This is a genomic window from Bacillus cereus group sp. Bce019 (assembly GCF_051781745.1).
Classification (GTDB): Bacteria; Bacillota; Bacilli; order Bacillales; family Bacillaceae_G; genus Bacillus_A; species Bacillus_A cereus.
In genome coordinates this window covers 113,270-134,059 of sequence record NZ_JBPWJX010000007.1, presented here as the reverse complement: position 1 = coordinate 134,059, position 20,790 = coordinate 113,270, and the positions used below count along the sequence as shown (strand labels likewise).

The following is a 20,790-nucleotide window of genomic DNA, read 5'->3' as shown; positions in this document are numbered from 1 at the left end:
TCCTAAAAATGATGTTACCTTCGTAGCTTCTTTTTTAGGAAACTTTACATATACTATCACCTATTGTTGATTTAACGTACAATGATTTCGGATTCTACAGTATGTCAAATGAAGAGAACTTTGTTTGGATGGATGAAAAATGCACATGTAATTTAGTTCATTTAATTGAATAATCCACGGATCAAGATATTAGCTACCAAGGCAATTCATTTAAAGTTCTATAGATATTTCCACTTCATATATGAGGTTTAGTTTGGATAGTTTAGGGTTAGAGGAGTTTATACTAATTTAATGAAAATAGTAAGAGCACTCTTTCGAGTGCTCATTTTATGCAGATACAGTTGCTTTATCCTTACGGAATATACCCATTAACCCACCGATTAATAGTAATACGCCTGGTAATAAGTAAATTATAGAAATACAAATAAATCCACCGATAGCAGCCACAGTCATCATAATACCGCCAACCTTCGCTTTACTTCTTACCATAACAGATCCAACAATTCCTAAGATTGATAGAGCCACAGCTCCCCAACCTAAACCAATAACAGTATTTGCTCCATCAGCTTCAAAAGCAGCTCCCATACCGCCGATCAATAAAGCAACAAATGCACAAATAATACCAAAAATACCTCCAATAAGACCTAATACAAATTCAGCTGTTCTTTTCATTTCAATCTCTCCTTATTTAGCAACTTCAAATTCAAATTTCACTGATTTCTCGTCAAATGTAAATGTAGGTTTAAATGTACCAACAAACTTATCGCCTTCTGGTACATCAAATAACATTTTGTTTGTAATTTGGTTACCTGGCGCAATATTTTCATTTATAAACGTATTTTCCACACCAAAGTACTCTTTAAATTGGTTGCCGTTAGTATCAGCAATTTTTAATTCAGAAGTTCCAAAATATATATCTTTTTTGCCATTATTTTTAGCGTTAAAAGCGATTTCTAGTACTTTCCCTTTTTCAGCTTTTATGTATTCGTTAGGCTCAACGAATTTAGCTGAACTGAAAGTAAGTTGTAGACCATTAACTTCTACAGTATCTCCAATTTTATAAATCTTGCTTTCAGCTTTTTCCTTTTTATCTTTCTTTTCAGCCTGTTTAGGAGCATCGTTTTTACTCACTTCTTTAACTTCAGTTTCACCACAAGCAGATAAACTAAAAGTAAGTGCACCTGTTAAAGCAATAGTACCCAATTTTTTATACATTCTTTTTCCTCCGATTATGTAAAATGTAAGATTTTCGAAACTATCATAACAGAAACAGTTACAACTTTTTTGTCATATTTTGTCGAGGAAAATAAAAAAAGACGCTATATCAGTAGCATCTTTTCTCATTTCATTAATGTCCACCGTGTCCTTGACCACTTTCCTGAACAATTTCTAACCTCTCATCTAGTATTCCTTGTGTTTCAAATGAAATATCACTCGTACTTCCTGATAAGAAACCGTGATTATATGGTCCAAGTGTTGGATCATCTTTAAACTTCGGCTGAATGCTTGCAAGGAAGTCATACACTGGTTGTGAAGCTTTACCTTCTTCTAACAATACAACAGGTGCGTGTTTACCCATATGTGAAAAAGGTGCCCCAGCAACTGCTAAATCTGGTGTTTTGCTTGAAACAAATGATAAACCGTGACCAGGTTTTGTGAATCCCCAGCCAAATTTTGTTTTTTCATCTTTAAACTTAGCGAACGCAATCGAGTTTTCTGTAGGGGTCTCTCCACTAATACGCGTTACTTTCCCGTATTTGCTTAGCTCTTTTTCTACTTCTTTTGAAACAATTTTTTCTGGCCCTAATACATATATATTTGCTTTATCTTTTCTCATTTTTAATGCCTCTATTGTCGCTTCTGGCACCTTATCTTTTTCTGTATATAAAAGCGGTTCTGGCATATGAGAAATCCAGTTTACAGCTGGTGTTGTATATAAACGTCCTTCTTCTTCAGACGAACCGATAATAACACTATTTGGGTAGCTTCCTGTTATATCGGCATACTCCTTATCAATATCCTTCGCAAATATAGCTGGATCTGTTTCTTTTATTTGTTTTACTTTATAACCTTTTAATTGCTCAAGCGCGCTAGTACCTACATCCCCCATCACCATAATTTGTGTTCCATCTTTCGTTCCGATTGGATTTAATCGTTTTATTTCTTTTAACGTCATTTCCGGTATCTTTTCTTTTTCTATAAATAAAATCGGCCCGTTATTCGGATGATGAATAAGGTCTGCACTCGCAATACCTAATTGCCACTCGCTTGCTGGTACTAAAATAAGAGCACCTGGCTGGTTCTCCTTATGAGTTGCTGGCCATATCGTTTGTGAAGTTAATACTGCCATTTGCAAAGGGTCGTTTGTGTTTAATCTCGTTACATTTTTTAAACTTGTCGTTAATAAATCATTAGATGCACCTTGGTTCATTTCTTTTGGCGCCGTTACCTCCTGATTCATTTTCATTTCCTTTTGCTCTGTTTTCTTCTCTTTTGTAGATTCATGGTTTTTATGGTCTGTATTCGTTTGTCCACATGCAGCAAGACCAACTGCTGTAATTATTGTTATCCCAAAAATTCGGGTCATTTTTTTCACTATACCGCCTCCGTATTAATCATTTTTGAGCCAATATGATTACCTAAAATGTAATTTCAACTCCACAATAACAAGCAATTCTGAAGAAATTATGCAGACACATCATAATCTGCACCATTTCTTCATGATTTTGCATTACACTTTAAGTAACAATTATAAATATGGAGGGCTCTCTATGATTGATATACTGCTCGTAGACGATGAACCGAGAATGCTTGAATTATTAACGCTTTATCTTACACCAATTGGATATAACTGCGTATGTGCGACTTCAGGAGAAGAAGCTATTTTACATATAGAAAATCGAAACTTTAAATTTGTTTTACTCGATATTATGATGCCAAAGATGGACGGATGGGAAACGTGCAAAAAAATCCGATCTTTTAGTAACATTCCTATTATTATGGTTACAGCTCGTGATCAAACAGTAGATGTCGTTCAAGGATTAAAAATTGGAGCCGATGATTACGTAACGAAACCTTTCCATGAAGAAGAACTTTTCGCAAGAATTGAAGCCGTTTTAAGACGTACAAATGAACATAAACAAATCCAATATCACGGTATTGTATGGGATGAAACAAAACACTTCGTTTCTGTCCATAATGAAGAACTCCTTCTCACACCAATTGAATTTTCTTTACTCGGATTATTTTTACGCCATGTGAACTACGTATTAAACCGTGATCAGCTCATCGAACGAATTTGGGGGTTAAACACAAATACAGAAGATCGCACAGTCGATTCACATATTCGTAATTTACGTGATAAATTGCGAAAAGCAAATTTCCCTATTGATCATCATTTAAAAACCGTGTATGGAGTAGGTTATCGATGGATTAATACTGAACAGTAAGGGGCAAAACGATGAAACGAATTTCAATTCAATTCGGATTTTATTTTTTAATTGTTACACTTTTAATTGAAAGTGTTCTCTTTATTTTGCTCTATTATAGTCTTGTAAACACTAGAGTAAATGAAGAAATGACAGCTTTATTAAAGCGAGGAAATAGTCATCGAGATGTACTTGAAAAATATTACAATGAGCAAACCATCTCTCACGTAGCATTAATGGAATCTGAAGCTGAAACAACTGTCGTTATTACAAATGCAAATAAAGAAATACTAGCTAAATCTAACGAAATAAACACGACTATAAACGATCATATTAGTAAAATGCAAACTCGAACAGACCATAATGGAGCGATTATAGAAAATCATTGGAAAACATCTAATTATATATGTACAGTTAGCCCCATTGTAGTAGATGGAAAACATGAAGGCTATGTGTACATGTTTCTTGGAACAGAATCAATTGAAAAGTTAGTTAATGGATTAACGAAACAATTCATTATTGCTGGTGCCATCACGTTTCTACTCACAGTCATCACAATTTTCCTATTATCTCGATTATTAACAAAACCATTGTTACACATGAAACATGCCACTGAAAAAATGAGTAAAGGTGATTTATCTGTTTCATTAACAACTACTCGAAATGATGAAATTGGTGAACTAGCATCATCTATTCAGACGCTCGCAAATGATCTACATTATATGAAAACAGAGCGAAGTGAATTTCTAGCAAGTGTTGCTCACGAATTACGAACACCGTTAACATACGTAAGAGGTTATGCTGACATTGCTTTAAAAGAAAGCACCCCTTCTGAACAACGTTTGCGATATTTATCAATTATAAAAGATGAGTCTGATTACATTACAAACTTAGTTCAAGATTTATTTTCACTTGCACAAATGGAACAACATAACTTTTCTATTCAAGTAAAGGAAGTGCATTTACACACCTTCCTTACGCGTATATGTGAAAAAGTAAACGCCATGTATAAAGAAAGGTACATTAAAGTTTCTTTCTCTTGTCCTCCTACACTGCTAGTAAACTTAGATGAACAACGATTCGAACAAGTTGTTGTGAATATTTTAAATAACGCTTATAGACATTCAAAAGAGCATTCTCATATAAACATTTCTGTTACAGAAGAACATAAACATATTTCCATTGCAATTGAAGATGAAGGCGAAGGTATTCCGCTTGAAGACCTCCCTCACATTTTCGAACGCTTTTATCGAGTTGATAAAGCAAGAACACGATCTACAGGCGGAACTGGTTTAGGGCTATCTATCGTAAAAGAAATTGTAGAACTACACGACGGAAATATTACTGTAACGAGCGAAGTCGATTACGGGTCTTGCTTTATCATTTCATTGCCATCTATAAAGAAACACGACTACCATCAGTAGTCGTGTTTCTTTATCCCGCATTAACGGGCAGTAAGACCCCTACATCAAAATTCAGCGGAAGCAAAGAAGTTAGGTGGGGGATCAACTGCCCGTAAAAGCCCGATTGGTTCAACTAATAATCAGTGGGAGATGAACAAAACCCCCACTGATTAAAGTTTCACTTTATCATTTTACTTTATAATATAAATTTACAAATTGCCCAAAACGTTTCGTATCCGTTAAAGTTAAATTAATTTGCGGATTCTTGTCTTGAAATAACGGAACTCCAGAACCTAATATATGCGGTGTAATCGTAACAACATATTCATCAATTAGATTATTCTTAAAGAATTCTCTCAGTAGCTCTCCTCCACCAACCATCCATATTTTAGATCCTTCTTTTGCTTTTAACCTTTTTGTAAACTCCACTACATCTTCATTTACAAACTCTACGTTTCCGTCTGAACCTTTTTCTGAACGAGAAAAAACATAACATGATTTATCTAAGTACGGGAATGTTTCCGTATGCTCTACTACATAATCGTACGTTTTCTTTCCCATAATTATTGTATCAATCGTTTCGTACATTTCTGTATAACCATTATCTCCCTCTCCTTCCGTTTCCATTAACCACTCTAAATCATCATTTTCTTTCGCAATATATCCATCTAAACTCGCCGCTATAAATAAAACTATTTCACGTGACATATCTTTTCCTCCTTGTATCTCATCTTGATAACATATGATGTAAACAATATACTAACAATAAAACATGACAATTTATGTCACGTTAAAAAGAAAAGGTGATACATTTGTCAAAAGCTAAACGCTTATTAGATATTCTTATATTTGCTTCTGCGAAAAAAACATTTACAGCGCAAGAAATAGCTGATGAATTTAATATTTCCGTTCGTACGGTTCATAGATACATTTTAGATTTAAGTGATATGGGGTTGCCCATTTACGCAGAACAAGGTCGTAACGGCGGCTATAAAGTATTAACGAATAGAGTAATTCCGCCTATTTTATTTACGGAAGAAGAAGCAGTCTCTATCTTTTTTGCTTTTCAATCTTTAAGTTACTATCGCGACTTACCTTTTAACACAGAAATCAATTCCGTTACACATAAACTGTATAGCTCCCTACAACATGATGCGAAAGTGAAAGTTGATAAAATACGTTCTTATATCGCCTTTTGGAATCCGAAGAGAACAATTGAGACCCCACTTTTAAACGAAGTGTTAACAGCGGCTATTGAAAATAAAAATTTACACTTTCAATACGAATCTAAATCAGGGATAAAAACAAAACATGTTCATCCGATTGGTGTATATGCTCACGACGGGTTATGGTACTTACCGTCCTATGACTATGGCAGGAAAAAAGTATTACTGTATCGCATCGATCGTATTCTTTCCATATTATCAACGGAAGAAAATGAGGATACATTCATGAATTTAGAAGAGTGGTTTGCCTCTAACTCTAACGTAGTACACATCCCTACTCAGTTACATGTTTTACTGACAACAGAAGGCGTACGCCAATGTAAAAGCGTTCCTTATCTTGAGGAATTCGTTATAGTAAACGAGGATGGGACAGGATATATAAATTCAACAATTGATAAAGGTGAAATCAATTTTATTACCCCTTTATTTTATAGACTCGGAAAAGATGCAAAAGTTTTAGAACCGACAGAATTGATAGATGGTTTACGTATGCGTGCGAAAGAAATTTTACATATGTATGAAGACGAAAAAAGCTGCTAGATGTAAGCAGCTTTTTAGTCTCTTTGTTACTATTGACGAATATCAATCCACCAACGATATTCCGCATTCATATTTTCAGTGCCACCATTCCCTCTGTAATGGAAAGCATCCAAAAAGATTGAATCTAGTTTATCCTCATCTACAAAATAACCTAAGTTAACCTTCACCGTTTGTCCTGGTGTGATACTGCCAATATTATAAAAGCTTTTCCCGTCTCCGTGAGGTTCCAAGTAATCAACTTCACCCGTCATAATACGCGTTGCGTCCATTCCCTCTTCTTTAGCGTAGTTCCATGCATTCCCTTCAAATTTAAGCTGTTTTATGGATGGATGCATATAGATTTCTTCTGTCGACTTTTTACCAATATTTTTCACTGTTGTTGTTAAATAGACAAATTTAACATTAACTAATTTCGAATCTACTAATGTATCAATTGAATCTTTACCATTCCCTAATTTATATTCATCTCGTCTGTACGATAGTAATTTTCCCATCTGATCTAAAGCCTTATTCTTGCTTAATATCTCTAGGCCAAGTTCATTAAAATTCTCTTGTTTAAAATCTTTGATTGAATCAAATACTTCAACTTTTTCTATCACATATTCAACTTGGCTATCATCCATCGTTATCGTTACTGGAACCTTTTGCCCTACATGAAATAGTCGTTTACTATCTTTTTTCAAAGGAATAACCTTAGTTTTTTTAGGTTCCTCTGCTTTGCTAAAACGATTTTCATCATAATCTACTATATGTGATGCCTTTTCTTTTGACGTAGGCTCAAGTGAAATGTTCCCTAACACATCCATCATTTGTTCTTCGTTTACATCGGATCCAATATAACTTTCTAACATAATCCCTTCTTTCTCAAAAAAGAGAAATACCTTTCTATCGAACATTACATTGTTGTTTCCTGTTTCTTTATGGACAATTACTGCTTTCCTACCATTTATCTCTTTTTCTTCGTAACTTTTCGAATACAGAGTTTGAAAATCTGTATTTTCCCCTACCCTCCGAAGAGCGAATGAAAATCCTCCCATTGCGTAGTTATCTTTAAATGAATATTTCATAGCACTATCATCAATTGCTTCCATATTTTCTGGCAATTTACCAATCTTCAACTTATACCACTTATTACTCTTTTTCGAGTCCTTGTTTGTTACCGAAACATTTACTTCATAATTTTGTTTTTTAACAATCATATTATAAACTTTTACTGCACCAAAAACGGTTGTTGGCATACCAATTAATAAACAGGCAGCAGCGATTAACATACGATGTCTTTTACGCTTTTTCTGTGGTCGCTCGCCTCTCAGCTTCATTTCTTCCATAAACAATTTCTTTTTGCGCGTATATGTATGTGAAAATTCATGTTGTTCTTCGAGTTTATCAAAATCATCTAAAGCAATTTTTTCAGCAAGTTTATATATTTCTTTGGAGTTCTTTGAATTCGTCATGTTGTATACCTCCTATCATATTTTGGACTCGTTTCCGAGCACGCTCAAACTGCTTGCGGACATTGGCCTCCGTTATCCCCATGACACTTGAAATTTCTTGATACGTTAAGTTATAGAAGACTTTGTACTTAAACACCTGTCTATTAGACTCATTTAACTCTTTTAACAATGCATCAATTTGAAACTCGGACATTACACGTTTTTCCCACTCTTCAATATTTTCATCTACTGTTTCTGTTGATTCTCTTTCATATTCTTCTAAAAATGTTTCATGTCGTCTATTTTTCCGGTAGCTATCAATCGCCTTGTTTTTCGCAACCCTCAAAATGTAGCGTTTAAGCTCTTCAGTACTCAAGCTATGGAGCTTTTCCAAGTTCTTATAAAGAGTAATAAACGTCTCTTGAACCGAATCTTCAGCCTGCTGAATATTATTTAAAATAGAATACGCTACATAATAAATCTTTTGTTCATACAACTCATATAGCTCTTCCATCTTTTCATAATCGTTGTTTGTAACTTTCATATAATTCCTCCTCTCACTCTATATAACGAATGAGCGCTATACTTTGTGACACTGCAAAATCTTTTTATAGATAAAATTTAATAATAGAATAAACAAAAGCCCAATTTCTCTATTTTAACTAAGAAATCGGGCTTTTGTTTATTCGAATTTCCCTGACTGTTTCATTAAGAACATCTCTCTTACGCCTTTTCAGTAAGCAGTATTTGTTCTATCGCTTCTTTTAACAAATTCTTTGTCTCTTCAAAGTTATAACTCTTCTTTTCTCCCGGCTTTACCGTATAAAACTCAGTAAATGAACGCTCTTTATATCTCGGTACAACATGCATATGATAGTGCGTAAGTTCATTAAAGATTCCACCATTTTGACAAATCGTAATTCCGTCAGGTTTATATAATGCCTTAATCGCTTTTGCAATCAGCTTAGAAGCATCCATAATGGATTTTGCTACAACATCATTTAATTCGTCTACTTCTACAACATGTTGCTTTGGCACAATTAAAGTATGTCCTGTATAGAAAGGTTCATGATCTAAAAAACATGTTACATAGTCATCTTCATATATTTCATATATTTTTTCCTCTTCATTTGCTAATTTACAACCTAAACATTCCATCATACTTTCTCCCTTTATTAAAAACATAAAAACGTGAGAGCCGTATTCTCACGTTTTTATGTTTCATTTTATTAGTTCAATTGTTTCCGTAACCTTTATACTATCTTTTACAGATTGAACAATCGTACAATTTTTCACTGCAAGTTGCAGCGCCTTGTCCAGCTGCTCTTCTGTAATGTTTTCCGCTTTAATTTTATAGTGCAAATGAACACTTTCAACTGGCTTCGATAAAGCTTCACTTCTACCAATTTCAGTTTCGATTGTAAACGTATCATATGTAATACGTTTCTTTTCTAAAATTGTTCGAAAGACAATTGCACTACATCCTGCGATAGAAGAAATGAGTAATTGTAAAGGTGAATACCCGTTTTCTTTTCCAATCGCTAATTGACCATACGATAAATCTGCTTCTATATCATCGTGTTTGATTGTTAGTTTCATTTGTTTTTTCCATCTCCACTTTCATCGATTTCTGCCGTTTCTTACTAATATAATAATATATATAGCAGAAAATGATAAATGGAATACCACAGTATAACGCCATTCTTTGTTCAGGAATAAACGCTAAACTAATAACAACAATGCTATTTGTAATTAAGGCTAAAATTGGGACAATTGGGTATAGTGGTGTTCTATACTTTAAGTCCTCTAACTTTCCTCCGCCTTTTATATACTGACTTCTAAAGCGAAGTTGCGATAGAGCAATAATGATCCAACTTGAAACAGCCGATAAACCAGCTATCGATAATAAATACATGTATACTGTATCTTCTGCAAGGAAACTTGTGAATAGAGATAATCCAGCTACCGCAATCGTTACGACTAGCGCTGTAATTGGAATACCACGCTTATTTACTTTCTGGAAGGAAGTTGGTGCCATTCCCTCATTTGCAAGTGACCATAGTATACGCGTCGCTGCATATAATCCAGAGTTCGCTACAGATAATAACGCAGTAATAATAACGAAGTTCATAATATCAGCTGCGTATGGAATACCAATTTTATCAAATACGACTACGAATGGACTTTCAATTACGCCTGCTTCTTTCCAAGAAATTAATCCTACTAAAATCGTCATTGTTAAAATGAAGAATAACATAATGCGCCATACTGTATTACGGATTGCACGTGGAATTGTTTTTTCTGGATTTTCACTTTCTCCCGCTGCAATTCCGATTAACTCTGTTCCTTGGAACGAGAAGTTAACTGTAATCATTGTAAGTAATACGGCAGCTAGTCCATTCGGGAAAAGTCCACCATCGCTTACAAAGTTAGAGAAAAGAGGTGCTGCTTCTTTTCCGTCATATGATATAAACCCTAATAATGCACTACCACCAAGAACAACAAATGCAAGAATTGTAATTACTTTAATACTAGAGAACCAAAATTCTAATTCAGCATAACTTTTCGCCGAAATTGCGTTTGAAGCATATAAAATAACGCCGAATACAAGGCACCATACCCAAACATCAACATTTGGAAACCATCTTTTCATCATTAAACCGATTGACGTTAATTCTAGTCCTACTGTTACTGCCCAGCCAAGCCAATATAGCCAGCCGATCATAAAACCCGTTCCTGGTCCAATAAACTTCGTCGCATACTTTTGGAAAGATCCTGAAACTGGCATTGCTACCGTTAACTCTCCAAGACAAAGCATTGTTAAATACATAATAAATCCGCCTACTAAATATGAAAGGATGGCTCCCCCTGGTCCAGCCTGATTAATGGTGTAACCTGAACCTAAGAAAAAACCAGTCCCGATTACACCACCAAGTGCGATCATAAATAAATGTCTACTCTTCATCGTACGATGTAATTTCTCATTCGTTGGTTGCTGCATCTAAATCCTCCCCCTACCATACCCCTATATCCTGTTAAAATTTTCTGATAATAAAAATATACACGAAAGCGATTACATTTTCTATATAAAATTAAAACTTTTCTGATAAAACAATATAAAAATCGAATTATTGCAAGATTCAGATTCTATTTAGAGGAAAATAAGGAGAAACAAGGAAAAAAACCCTTACATATATTGTAAGAGTCAACGGAGTTCTAATCTTCTCGATAAAATTGATAAACTATAATTTACTATAAAGTACATACAAGCTACTACTATAAACGTCGGAATCATGTAATTCACATTTTGCCCGCTAATAATTTGAGCATTATGCATAAGCTCAGGGAGTGATATAACAACCGCTAGCGACGTATCCTTCAGCAATGAAATAAATTGACTGACAAGCGGCGGAACCATTCTCCTTAATGCTTGTGGCAAAATAATATGCCAAAGCGCTTGAACATACGTTAATCCCGAAGATCTTGCAGCTTCAACCTGCCCTTTTTCAATAGACAATAGACCACTTCTAACAATTTCAGATATCATTGCTGCCTCAAATATTGTTAAAGCAACAATTGCAGCTGTTATAATTTCTAATTTCAAACCTGCTTCTGGAAGTGCAAAATACGTAAAAAATATAATTAACAGTAGTGGTAAGTTTCGAATCACTTCAACTATAACTCCTAATACTTGTGAGACGACAGGTATTTTCGTGTAGCGCAATATACCGATTACACTTCCAATAATAAAACTAAGTACAATTGCTATGAGCGCTACCTCTAATGTTATAAGTAATCCTTTTAATAAAAATAGAATATGATCTCCTGTAATTGCTCCCTTGAAATCCATTTACACCGCCTCCTTTGCCAAGCGTTTTTCTAAATAACGCACTAGCATACTGAGCGGAATTGTTAATATTAAATAAAACATCCCGACAAATATATAAACATCAAACGTAACAAACGTCTTCGTTGAAATTAAATCTCCTTGATACATTAAATCAGCACCAGCAATAATTCCAAGTATTGAAGAGTTTTTAACTAAATTGAGAAACTGGTTTCCTAAAGGGGGAATTACAATTTTCACTGCTTGGGGTAAGACAACATAATACATCGCCTGCACATACGTTAGCCCTGAAGAGCGAGCAGCTTCCATCTGCCCTTTCGCAACTGATAAAATACCAGCGCGAATTACTTCTGCAATAAAAGCTGCCGTATATACCGTAAGCGTAACTGTTCCTGCTACAAAACCATTTAAAGTAATTCCTATTACAGGTAAAGCAAAATAGAATATAAATGCAATTAATACAAGTGGAATATTTCTTACAAACTCCACAAAAGCTGATCCTATCCAATTTAAAATGCGAATAGGTGCAATACGCATTACTGCCAAAATTACTCCTAAAATAAAACTACCTATCAATGCAATTACACTAGACATAACTGTATATTTAAACCCTTCTAAATACATATCAATGTTATTCGTTAATATAGAAAAATCAGGCACATATTCTCCCCTCTTTCTTTACAAGAAGAGGATGAGTACGCTCATCCTCTCACTTTTACTATCTACTTTTCTGGTTTTTGTCCAATCCACTTCTCATATAATTTGTCATACTCCCCACTTGCTTTCATGTCTTTAATTAAAGTATTAATCTCTTTCGTTAAATCATCTGCCCCTTTTTGCACTGCAATTCCATACGGTTCATCTGTGAAAATTTTTCCTACTACTTCATAATTAGAATCTTGTTTTGCCATTCCGTAAAGGATCGCATTATCTGTCGTTAACACATCACCTTTACCTGCCTTTAACGCTGTAAATGCCTCACTATAATTTTCAAACTCTAATACAGTCGCTTCTGGTGACTTTTGACGAATGTTATTTGTAGATGTTGATCCTTTTACAGCTAATACTTTAACGCCTTGTTTTATATCATCGACGCTCTTAATATTGCTTCCTTTTTTCACAAGTAACGATTGTCCTGCTTTAAAATATACATCTGAAAAATCCACTTCTTTTTTGCGTTCTTCCGTAATTGTCATTGTTGCAATAATTGCATCAATATCACCATTTTTCAGCATTGGAATACGTGTTTTAGACGTTACTTCTTTCAGCTCTAGCTTCTTTTCATCTCCAAGAATCTTTTTCGCCAGTGCCTTCGCGACATCAACATCGAATCCTTCTACCTGCCCTGTTGAAGGATTTTTTAATCCAAATAAATTCGTATCATTCTTCACCCCAACTACTAATTTCCCTCGTTTCTTAATTTGCTCAACAGCCCCGCCTTGCTTCGTATTTGTTTCCTTTGCCTCATCTTTCTTACTTCCGCATCCAGCAACAACAAGCACGAATAAACATGAAAATACGATTAAAGTAAATAACTTTTTCATTTTAAGCATGAAATTCCTCCTCTAATGATTTAGCACCCGACTTAAAAATAAACGAGCTCTTTCTTGTTCAGGGTTTGCAAAAAAGTGCGCCGGTGTTGTATCTTCAATAATTTGACCATCATCCATAAATAAAATCCGATCTGCTACTTCTCGCGCAAATCCCATTTCATGCGTGACAACGACCATTGTCATCCCTTCTTTAGCCAGTGCTTTCATAACATCAAGTACCTCTCCAATCATCTCTGGATCAAGAGCAGACGTAGGCTCATCGAATAGCATAATTTCCGGCTGCATTGCAAGTCCTCTAGCAATTGCCACCCGTTGCTGTTGTCCTCCGGATAATTGATGTGGATATACATTAGCCTTCTCTGGGATTCCTACTTTCTCTAAATAAAGCATTGCTGTTTTCTCTGCTTCTTCTTTGGAAACTTTATTTACTTTAATCGGTGCTAATGTAATATTTTGAAGAACTGTTTTATGTGGGTATAAATAAAAATGTTGAAAGACCATCCCAATATTTCGCCGCAATTCATTCATGTCCGTTTTTTTATTGTGTACCTCTGTATTTTGTACAATTAATTCTCCATCTGTAATTGCCTCTAATTGATTTATACATCGAAGCAATGTACTTTTCCCTGATCCTGAAGGCCCGACAACTACCACCACTTCACCTTTTTTCACTTGCACATTAATATTTTTCAAAACTTGAAAGTTACCATAATATTTATTTACATTACGAAATTCTATCAACATACTCCCCCTTCCCCTAACAATGCATGTACATTCTTTTTATATTCAAAAATAGTCCCAAAAATAACTTTTAGCTTCAATTTGTCCATAAAAAAAAGCAAAGAGTTTCCCCTTTGCTTCTTCATTTCTATTCTGTTAAGATACTTCTTCTTTCTTATCTTTCCCGTATTCATGCTCCCAAAAATCAGCATTTTTAATTCCTAATGGCCCTGGATCGAATACTGGATCTTTTCCTTCTTTTTTCTGTTTTTCATAATCCTTTAATGCGACTAATGCAGGTTTTTGTAATAGTAAAATCGCAATGATATTTACCCATGCCATAATTCCTACCCCAATATCGCCTAAAGCCCAAGCAGTTGCTGCTGTTTTTATACAGCCGTAGAATACAGCTCCTAAGAATACAAATTTTAATACCATAGACAACCAAGGACGATCTTTATCACGATTTAAGTACGCTATATTCGTTTCTGCAATGTAGTAATATGCCATAATTGTTGTAAATGCAAAGAATAGTAACGAGATTGCAACGAAACCGTTTCCAAATCCAGGGAAAACAGATTCTACTGCTGCCTGTGTATATCCCGGTCCTGGCTGTGCACCATTTAATTTATTTACGATAAAGTTTTTTCCGCTTGCATCAAATACGTTATACATGCCTGTAATAATCATCATAAATGCTGTTGCTGAACAAACAAATAATGTATCAATGTAAACGGAAAATGCTTGCACTAACCCTTGCTTAGCTGGATGCGATACTTCAGCCGCTGCAGCTGCATGTGGCCCAGTTCCTTGTCCTGCTTCATTGGAGTAAATACCACGTTTTACACCCCAAGAAATTGCTAAACCGATAATACCACCAAAAGCAGCTTCTAATGCAAATGCACTTCTTATAATTAACATAAATGCTTCTGGTAATTTTTCAATATTCATAGCAACAATGACGCAAGCTACTAAAATATAGCCTATTGCCATAAACGGTACGACAACTTGCGCTACGTTAACAATACGCTTTACTCCACCGAAAATGATAAGAGCTAATACAACAACTAATAAAGCCCCTGATAATGTAGTGTTAATTCCAAAAGCTGTCTCTAAACTTACAGCAATACTATTTGCTTGCACGCCCGGTAATAAAAGCCCAGTTGCAAGAATTGTCGCTGCAACGAATACTAAAGCATACCATTTCACACCTAGACCTTTTTCGATGTAATAAGCAGGTCCACCACGAAACTGCCCTTGATGTTTCGTCTTATATATTTGCGCGAGTGTTGATTCTACATAAGCTGATCCTGCCCCTAAAAAGGCTACTGCCCACATCCAAAATACAGCTCCTGGTCCACCGAATGCAACCGCGGTTGCTACCCCAGCGATATTTCCTGTTCCAACACGTCCTGATAACGAAAGTGCTAACGCTTGGAATGAAGAAACACCAGCTTCTGATTTTTCTCCTTGAAATGTCAGCTTCACCATTTCTCCTACGTGCCTTACTTGTAAAAACTTCGTTCGAATGGAAAAATATAAACCTACTCCTAAACATAAATAAACAAGTGCTGGACTCCAAACAATATTATTTAACCAATTTACGAAAGCTTCCACCATTCCCCCTCCTTATTTATAAAGAATATTCAGAATATATATAAAATTATAAGTGTATACTGAATCTAGGACAATATTATTTTAATAAAGTAAACATATTTTTGTATAAAAAAACAAAGTATATATTTGTTTTATATACTTTGTTTTGAACTAAATGTATTATATATTCACAATTGCTTCTCTTTTTATAATTCTTTCGTATAGCTCTTCTGATAATTTCAAGAAGTTATCAGGCATATCTTTCCCTTTAAACTTCTTTTGAAGTGTTCCATATAAACCTATATCACGTAAACGTAAAAATAGTGGTAACGATTCATACCAACTATCAGCTAGCCTATGCTCATATTCGTATCCCTTTCTTAACACTTGTAACTGTTTACGAGCGAACGTCGTCTTCTCCTCCACTGTCCACGGTGTAAATAGAACAGAGTAGTATAGAACCATCGCTAAATCATGTATAAAGTAATTATAAGCCGCATCATCAAAATCAAAGATTGTTAGCTCTTTACCATCATAATGAAAATTACCTGGATGAATATCACCGTGCATAAGACCGAACGTTTCTCTTTCAACTGGAAGAGCCTTAATTTCATCCATTAATACCGCAGCAATCTTTTTCACTTGATTATCCTCTAATTCATTAACAATCCTACTCTCATCTTCTTCCCACGTATCACGATGATCCGTTTTAGGATAGTTCATTGTTAGACGATGCAGTTGTCCAATCGCTTTTCCCCATGCTTCAAAGTAAGCCTCTCCCCAATACGGTGATTCCTCTCCTTTTACTTGCTCACCTTTTGCATATGTAAATAAGGAAACGAAAAAGAAAGTTTCATCCTCTGCTCCGATTTCTTCTACAAGATTTTGAAACGTTGAGTACAGGGGGCCTGCTACCTTTGCTCCGTTCTCTGCAACATATCGTAAAAAATCTAGTTCAGCCTCGACTTCTTTTTTAGAGCGATGCGACGAATGCGTTAAACGTAATACATAGTCTTCACCATTATCACCCTTCGCCTTAAAAATATAATTCTCAAAATCTCCAAGCGGCTTGTCTTCCACTGTTACATGAAACAAACTCGCTGCTCTTTTTAAAATCTCTTTCGTAAAAACACGTTCTACAGCTATTTCCATATGTATCCCTCCTATATATCTTCTTAATTCGACATAAATGTGAGAAGTACTGCTATGAAATTGAATAATGTACAAAAGACAATGTAACGTAACTTTCAACCCTCTTTTTAAAAAAATAATTCAAGCATAAATTTCTCACAAACGACAAAAATTAACAGAAACAATTGCACTTTAAAAGAGGTGGAAATTATGACCGAACAGGAAAGTTCACAACAAGATAATAACAAAAAGCATATGTTTCCATCACTTCCGGAAAATATTAATTACATTGAAAATAAGCTATGTCACTCAGATGATATAAAAAAATTAGATGTCCCATTTCAAAACGGTAAAGGAGCAATCTTATATATCGAATCTTTAGCAGACCCCAATTTAATCCATCAATTAGCTCTTGATCCTTTATTAACTCGATCGGATTTGTCTTTAGATAAAGCTTTTGCCACATTAAATATGAAAAAAGAAACAAATTTAAATTACGGTGTGCAACTTTTATTACAAGGAAAATCATTATATTTTCATGAACAAGTCGACAGTTTTTGTATTTTTGAAACAACTTTATCGTTAAAGAGAGATATAGCAGAGCCTGATAATGAAGGCATTGTACGTGGACCACATACTGGTTTTGTAGAGGATCTAGCAACTAATTTAACCTCTATTCGTAAACTCATTAAGAGTCCAAATTTAGTTGTTAAGTATTTTACAATCGGTGAAGAAATGCACACGAAAGTGGCAATTGCTTATATGCAAAATATAGCGAATGACGATTTAGTTACAGAAGTGAAAAGAAGATTAGAAACGATTAAAACGGATGCACTTATGTCACCAGGATACATACAAGAATTTATAGAAGATACATCTTTCTCGCCATTTCCGCAGCAATTAAATACAGAGCGTCCAGATAGAGTCGCAGCAAATTTAATGGAAGGACGAGTTGCTATTTTATCTGATGGAGACCCAACAGCGCTTATCGTTCCTGTTACGTTATTTGCCTTCTATCAATCACCAGACGATTATAATAACCGCTGGATTGTCGGTTCTTTCGTCCGAATGATTCGCTTAGTGAGTTTCTTGATCGCTTTTCTCTTACCAGCTATATATATCGCAACCGTAGCCTTTCATCCTGATGTATTGCCGCTTGAACTTGTGTATACAATTAAAGCTTCATTAGAGAAAGTACCACTTCCTCCTATTTTTGAAGCTCTCTTAATGGAGCTAATTTTCGAGTTATTACGGGAAGCTGGTATTCGTTTGCCAAGCAGAGTTGGACAAACAATCGGTATTGTAGGCGGTTTAGTAATTGGTGATGCAATTGTAAAAGCCGGACTTGTTTCTTATACGATGATTATCGTTGTAGCTTTAACTGCAATCTCATCTTTTCTCGTTCCATCAAACGATATGAGTTCAGCTGTTCGAATTCTTCGTTTTCCATTAATGCTCCTTGCTGCCATATTTGGATATGTAGGAATATCATTCGGTCTAATTATAACTTTCGTTCACCTATGTCAGCTTCATTCTTTTCATACACCATATCTTTCTCCTGTTGCCCCAATGCGGATTAAAGATATGAAAGATTCTTTTGTAAGACTACCAATTTGGTCATTTTGGGAACGACCACATGATCCAAAACCGAAAAAAATGCAGCGCCAACATGTAACGAGAGAGGATGAGGACGGTGACAAACACGCAAAGTAAAATTTCGCTAGTTCAATTTACCTTTTTCGTTATTCAATGCCAAATTGGAGTGGGTATACTTTCCCTGCCTAACCGTCTTCACCCAATAGCAAAAGGTGGTGGATGGATTTCCGCGCTCATCGCCGGGCTTGCGATTCAGCTTATTATTTTACTAATGTGGCTTTTCTTAAAACGATTCCCTGATGCAGATATGTATGAAAGTGTTTGTATGCTATTTGGTAATAAGTTTGGAAAACTATTAGGCTTTGCTTATGTTTTTTATTTTACTCTTATCGGTATGACAGTTATGTTAAATGCTTGTAATGTCATTAAAGTGTGGGTTTTGCAAGCGACCCCTTGGTACGCAATTCTCTTACTATTTACGATAGCTTGCTGCTATATAGCCTATAATACATTTAAAGTCATCGTACGATTTTATGTCATGGCTTCTATTCTCATTTTGCCCATGGCTCTTTTAATTGCACTAGGGTTTTCACGAGCTGATTTTTCTTATATTTTTCCGATTACAGAAGCCGGCTGGTGGAATATAATTCAAGCATCCAAGGAAACAATTACAGCCATGTATGGTTTTGAAATCATTCTTATCGCTTTTCCAAAAGTAAATGGCAGTTCTGTCGCAAAACTGAAGGCAATTTCTATCGCTAACGGATTTGTAACACTTTTTTATACTTTTACTGTTTGGATTTGCTTTATCGTATTTAGTCCAAAACAAATTGAGCTTATTCCAGAACCAGTTGCTTACTTATTACGCTCCTTGCATATCGGGATTATAGACCGAACTGATTTACTATTCATACCAATTTGGATGATAACTGTTGTTGCTTCTATCGCTAGTTATTATTGCGCTGCTTCTATAGGAATTGGACATATATTCAATCTTGCTAATCATAAAAAAGCTGTTCCAATCGTTGGTATTATTGCCTTTAGTGTAGCCTTATTTATCGATACACCGGAAGAATTAAAAGTAATTGCAACTTTCACTGATAAGTTCACCTATATTTTCATAGTTGTCCTCCCTCTTTTATTTCTACTTTATTCTGTGATACGAAATAAGAAAGGAGAACAGTATGTTCAAAAGAAAAGCTAAATTACTTTCTATATTATGTGCTAGTTCCGTCCTTTCTGGCTGTTGGGATCAAGAACCATTAAGAGAAGCGAGATTAGCTTATAGTATTGGATCTGATATTACAGAAAAGAATAAACTCCAGCAAACAATTGAGCTCGTAAAAAGTTCAAGCGGCGAACAATCTTCATTCGAGAATGAAATACATTCAGCCACCGGGCATAACATAAGGGATACAAGCGATGCCCTAAAAAAAAATGTAACCGGAAATATTCGTTATTTTAAATATGGTGTTCAATTACTTGGAACCAAAATTCTAAAAAAAGGTATATTACCTTATTTAGATGTCAGCTTTCGGGACCCAACAAACCCAACTGCTTTAGTAAAACTTATTGCAGTAGATGGTGAAACATCCGAGATACTAGAAAAAAAGAAAGTAGGAAATTTACTAATTGGAGATTTTCTAAAGAAAAAAGTGAAAAGTTTAGAAGATATGAGTGTATTTCCAAAAGAAACTTTAGAAACAGCTGCTACAAAAATGTTAGATCCCGGTAAAGACTTTATCCTCCCTTCTATAAAAATAAAAGGAAAAGAAGTGATTACAAACGGTCTAGCTTTATTTAATAATGATAAATTAACTGGGCATTTACCTTTGAAACAATCTGTTTTATTCGTATTATTAACCGGAAAAATGGGAACAAGTGCCCGTATAACCCAAAAGCTTACTAGCGATGAATCAGAGAAAACATCTGATTATTTAACAATGGAAATTAGCAATCGAAAGTTAAAACGCGACTTAAAAATAACAACAGATAAAAAAGGAAATGTTTATGCTCACATTAAACTCCAACTAAAAGTTATAGCGCTTGAAGCTCCGAGAGATAATCTTTACAAAATGGATGAAAGAAAAAAACTAAATAAAGAATTGTCTAAACAACTTACGAAAGAAGCTAAAAAGATAACGAAAAAGTTACAAAAAGCAAACTGTGATGCTTTCGGTATCGGCAGACACCTTATCGCCTACCACCCTGACTTATGGAAGAAGAAAAATTGGAATAAAGATTATGCAAAAGTAAAATTCAAACCTGAGGTAGAGGTAAACATTTTGTATAGTGGTGTACTAAAATAAAAGGTTGT

Annotated in this window: 21 protein-coding genes; 6 read left to right on the top strand and 15 right to left on the bottom strand. The window is 34.9% G+C overall.

All coding sequences use genetic code 11. The annotated features are described in order from the left end of the window. Positions 1–327 precede the first annotated feature (327 nt). The 3 genes from ACS2QP_RS12805 to ACS2QP_RS12795 form a co-directional block, all read right to left on the bottom strand. The gene (locus ACS2QP_RS12805; protein WP_000831286.1) at positions 328–672 is read right to left on the bottom strand and encodes a DUF4064 domain-containing protein; all 345 of its coding nucleotides are present in this window, start codon (positions 670–672) and stop codon (positions 328–330) included. Positions 673–684: 12 nt separating this feature from the next. Continuing rightward, positions 685–1,215 (bottom strand): DUF4352 domain-containing protein, encoded by a 531-nt coding sequence (locus tag ACS2QP_RS12800; protein ID WP_438882480.1) that lies wholly within the window; start codon positions 1,213–1,215, stop codon positions 685–687. 133 nt (positions 1,216–1,348) lie between these two features. Further along, positions 1,349–2,596: a cell wall-binding repeat-containing protein gene (locus ACS2QP_RS12795; protein WP_438882479.1), complete on the bottom strand. Its 1,248-nt coding sequence runs from the start codon at positions 2,594–2,596 to the stop codon at positions 1,349–1,351. 175 nt (positions 2,597–2,771) lie between these two features. On the opposite strand from ACS2QP_RS12795, the gene ACS2QP_RS12790 reads away from it, so the two are divergent. Both ACS2QP_RS12790 and ACS2QP_RS12785 read left to right on the top strand, forming a co-directional pair. Further along, the gene (locus ACS2QP_RS12790; protein WP_000565476.1) at positions 2,772–3,449 is read left to right on the top strand and encodes a response regulator transcription factor; all 678 of its coding nucleotides are present in this window, start codon (positions 2,772–2,774) and stop codon (positions 3,447–3,449) included. An 11-nt stretch (positions 3,450–3,460) separates the two neighbouring features. Then, positions 3,461–4,852, top strand: a complete 1,392-nt coding sequence (locus ACS2QP_RS12785) for a sensor histidine kinase (RefSeq protein ID WP_224201156.1) — start codon at positions 3,461–3,463, stop codon at positions 4,850–4,852. A 165-nt stretch (positions 4,853–5,017) separates the two neighbouring features. Here ACS2QP_RS12785 and ACS2QP_RS12780 read toward each other — a convergent pair whose 3' ends face one another. Continuing rightward, a complete protein-coding gene (locus tag ACS2QP_RS12780) occupies positions 5,018–5,539 on the bottom strand; it encodes a dihydrofolate reductase family protein (protein ID WP_103621728.1) in 522 nt (173 codons plus the stop codon). 104 nt (positions 5,540–5,643) lie between these two features. Here ACS2QP_RS12780 and ACS2QP_RS12775 point away from each other — a divergent pair, with 104 nt between their 5' ends. Then, entirely contained in the window at positions 5,644–6,597 is a 954-nt protein-coding gene (locus ACS2QP_RS12775; protein WP_438882478.1) for a helix-turn-helix transcriptional regulator, read from the top strand. A 29-nt stretch (positions 6,598–6,626) separates the two neighbouring features. Here the strand turns inward: ACS2QP_RS12775 and ACS2QP_RS12770 are convergent, their stop codons facing one another. From ACS2QP_RS12770 to ACS2QP_RS12720, 11 genes are all read right to left on the bottom strand, one after another. Beyond that, positions 6,627–8,051 (bottom strand): DUF4367 domain-containing protein, encoded by a 1,425-nt coding sequence (locus ACS2QP_RS12770; RefSeq protein ID WP_438882477.1) that lies wholly within the window; start codon positions 8,049–8,051, stop codon positions 6,627–6,629. Beyond that, positions 8,017–8,574, bottom strand: coding sequence for an RNA polymerase sigma factor (locus ACS2QP_RS12765; protein WP_017673730.1), 558 nt, complete (start codon positions 8,572–8,574; stop codon positions 8,017–8,019). Before ACS2QP_RS12765 ends, ACS2QP_RS12770 begins: the two co-directional genes overlap by 35 nt. A gap of 179 nt (positions 8,575–8,753) precedes the next feature. Further along, positions 8,754–9,215, bottom strand: coding sequence for an HIT family protein (locus ACS2QP_RS12760; RefSeq protein WP_332285112.1), 462 nt, complete (start codon positions 9,213–9,215; stop codon positions 8,754–8,756). Between the two features lie 36 nt (positions 9,216–9,251). Further along, on the bottom strand, positions 9,252–9,629 hold the full coding sequence (locus tag ACS2QP_RS12755) for an OsmC family protein (protein ID WP_000778831.1): 378 nt from the start codon (positions 9,627–9,629) through the stop codon (positions 9,252–9,254). Beyond that, on the bottom strand, positions 9,604–11,031 hold the full coding sequence (locus ACS2QP_RS12750; RefSeq protein WP_332285113.1) for an amino acid permease: 1,428 nt from the start codon (positions 11,029–11,031) through the stop codon (positions 9,604–9,606). Before ACS2QP_RS12750 ends, ACS2QP_RS12755 begins: the two co-directional genes overlap by 26 nt. Before the next feature lie 204 nt (positions 11,032–11,235). Beyond that, entirely contained in the window at positions 11,236–11,880 is a 645-nt protein-coding gene (locus ACS2QP_RS12745) for an amino acid ABC transporter permease (protein ID WP_000345960.1), read from the bottom strand. Beyond that, entirely contained in the window at positions 11,881–12,537 is a 657-nt protein-coding gene (locus ACS2QP_RS12740) for an amino acid ABC transporter permease (protein WP_001112667.1), read from the bottom strand. A gap of 62 nt (positions 12,538–12,599) precedes the next feature. Further along, positions 12,600–13,430 carry a glutamine ABC transporter substrate-binding protein GlnH gene (gene glnH, locus ACS2QP_RS12735; protein ID WP_000916491.1) on the bottom strand — a complete coding sequence of 277 codons (831 nt, stop codon included), beginning with the start codon at positions 13,428–13,430 and terminating at the stop codon, positions 12,600–12,602. Positions 13,431–13,442: 12 nt separating this feature from the next. Further along, entirely contained in the window at positions 13,443–14,174 is a 732-nt protein-coding gene (locus tag ACS2QP_RS12730) for an amino acid ABC transporter ATP-binding protein (protein WP_044584131.1), read from the bottom strand. A gap of 132 nt (positions 14,175–14,306) precedes the next feature. After that, positions 14,307–15,767 carry an alanine/glycine:cation symporter family protein gene (locus tag ACS2QP_RS12725; RefSeq protein ID WP_103621734.1) on the bottom strand — a complete coding sequence of 487 codons (1,461 nt, stop codon included), beginning with the start codon at positions 15,765–15,767 and terminating at the stop codon, positions 14,307–14,309. Positions 15,768–15,926: 159 nt separating this feature from the next. Next, positions 15,927–16,898: a phosphotransferase enzyme family protein gene (locus ACS2QP_RS12720; RefSeq protein WP_438882476.1), complete on the bottom strand. Its 972-nt coding sequence runs from the start codon at positions 16,896–16,898 to the stop codon at positions 15,927–15,929. Between the two features lie 189 nt (positions 16,899–17,087). Between ACS2QP_RS12720 and gerKA the strand changes: the two genes are divergently transcribed. From gerKA to gerKC, 3 genes are read left to right on the top strand one after another with little or no spacing between them, the layout of a single operon-like run. Next, complete coding sequence (gene gerKA / locus ACS2QP_RS12715) at positions 17,088–18,590, top strand: spore germination protein GerKA (RefSeq protein WP_074564790.1); 1,503 nt, start codon at positions 17,088–17,090, stop codon at positions 18,588–18,590. After that, on the top strand, positions 18,571–19,677 hold the full coding sequence (locus ACS2QP_RS12710; protein WP_000185786.1) for a GerAB/ArcD/ProY family transporter: 1,107 nt from the start codon (positions 18,571–18,573) through the stop codon (positions 19,675–19,677). Before gerKA ends, ACS2QP_RS12710 begins: the two co-directional genes overlap by 20 nt. Beyond that, complete coding sequence (gene gerKC / locus ACS2QP_RS12705; protein WP_438882475.1) at positions 19,658–20,782, top strand: spore germination protein GerKC; 1,125 nt, start codon at positions 19,658–19,660, stop codon at positions 20,780–20,782. The genes ACS2QP_RS12710 and gerKC overlap by 20 nt, the downstream gene beginning before the upstream one ends. The last annotated feature ends 8 nt before the right edge of the window (positions 20,783–20,790 follow it).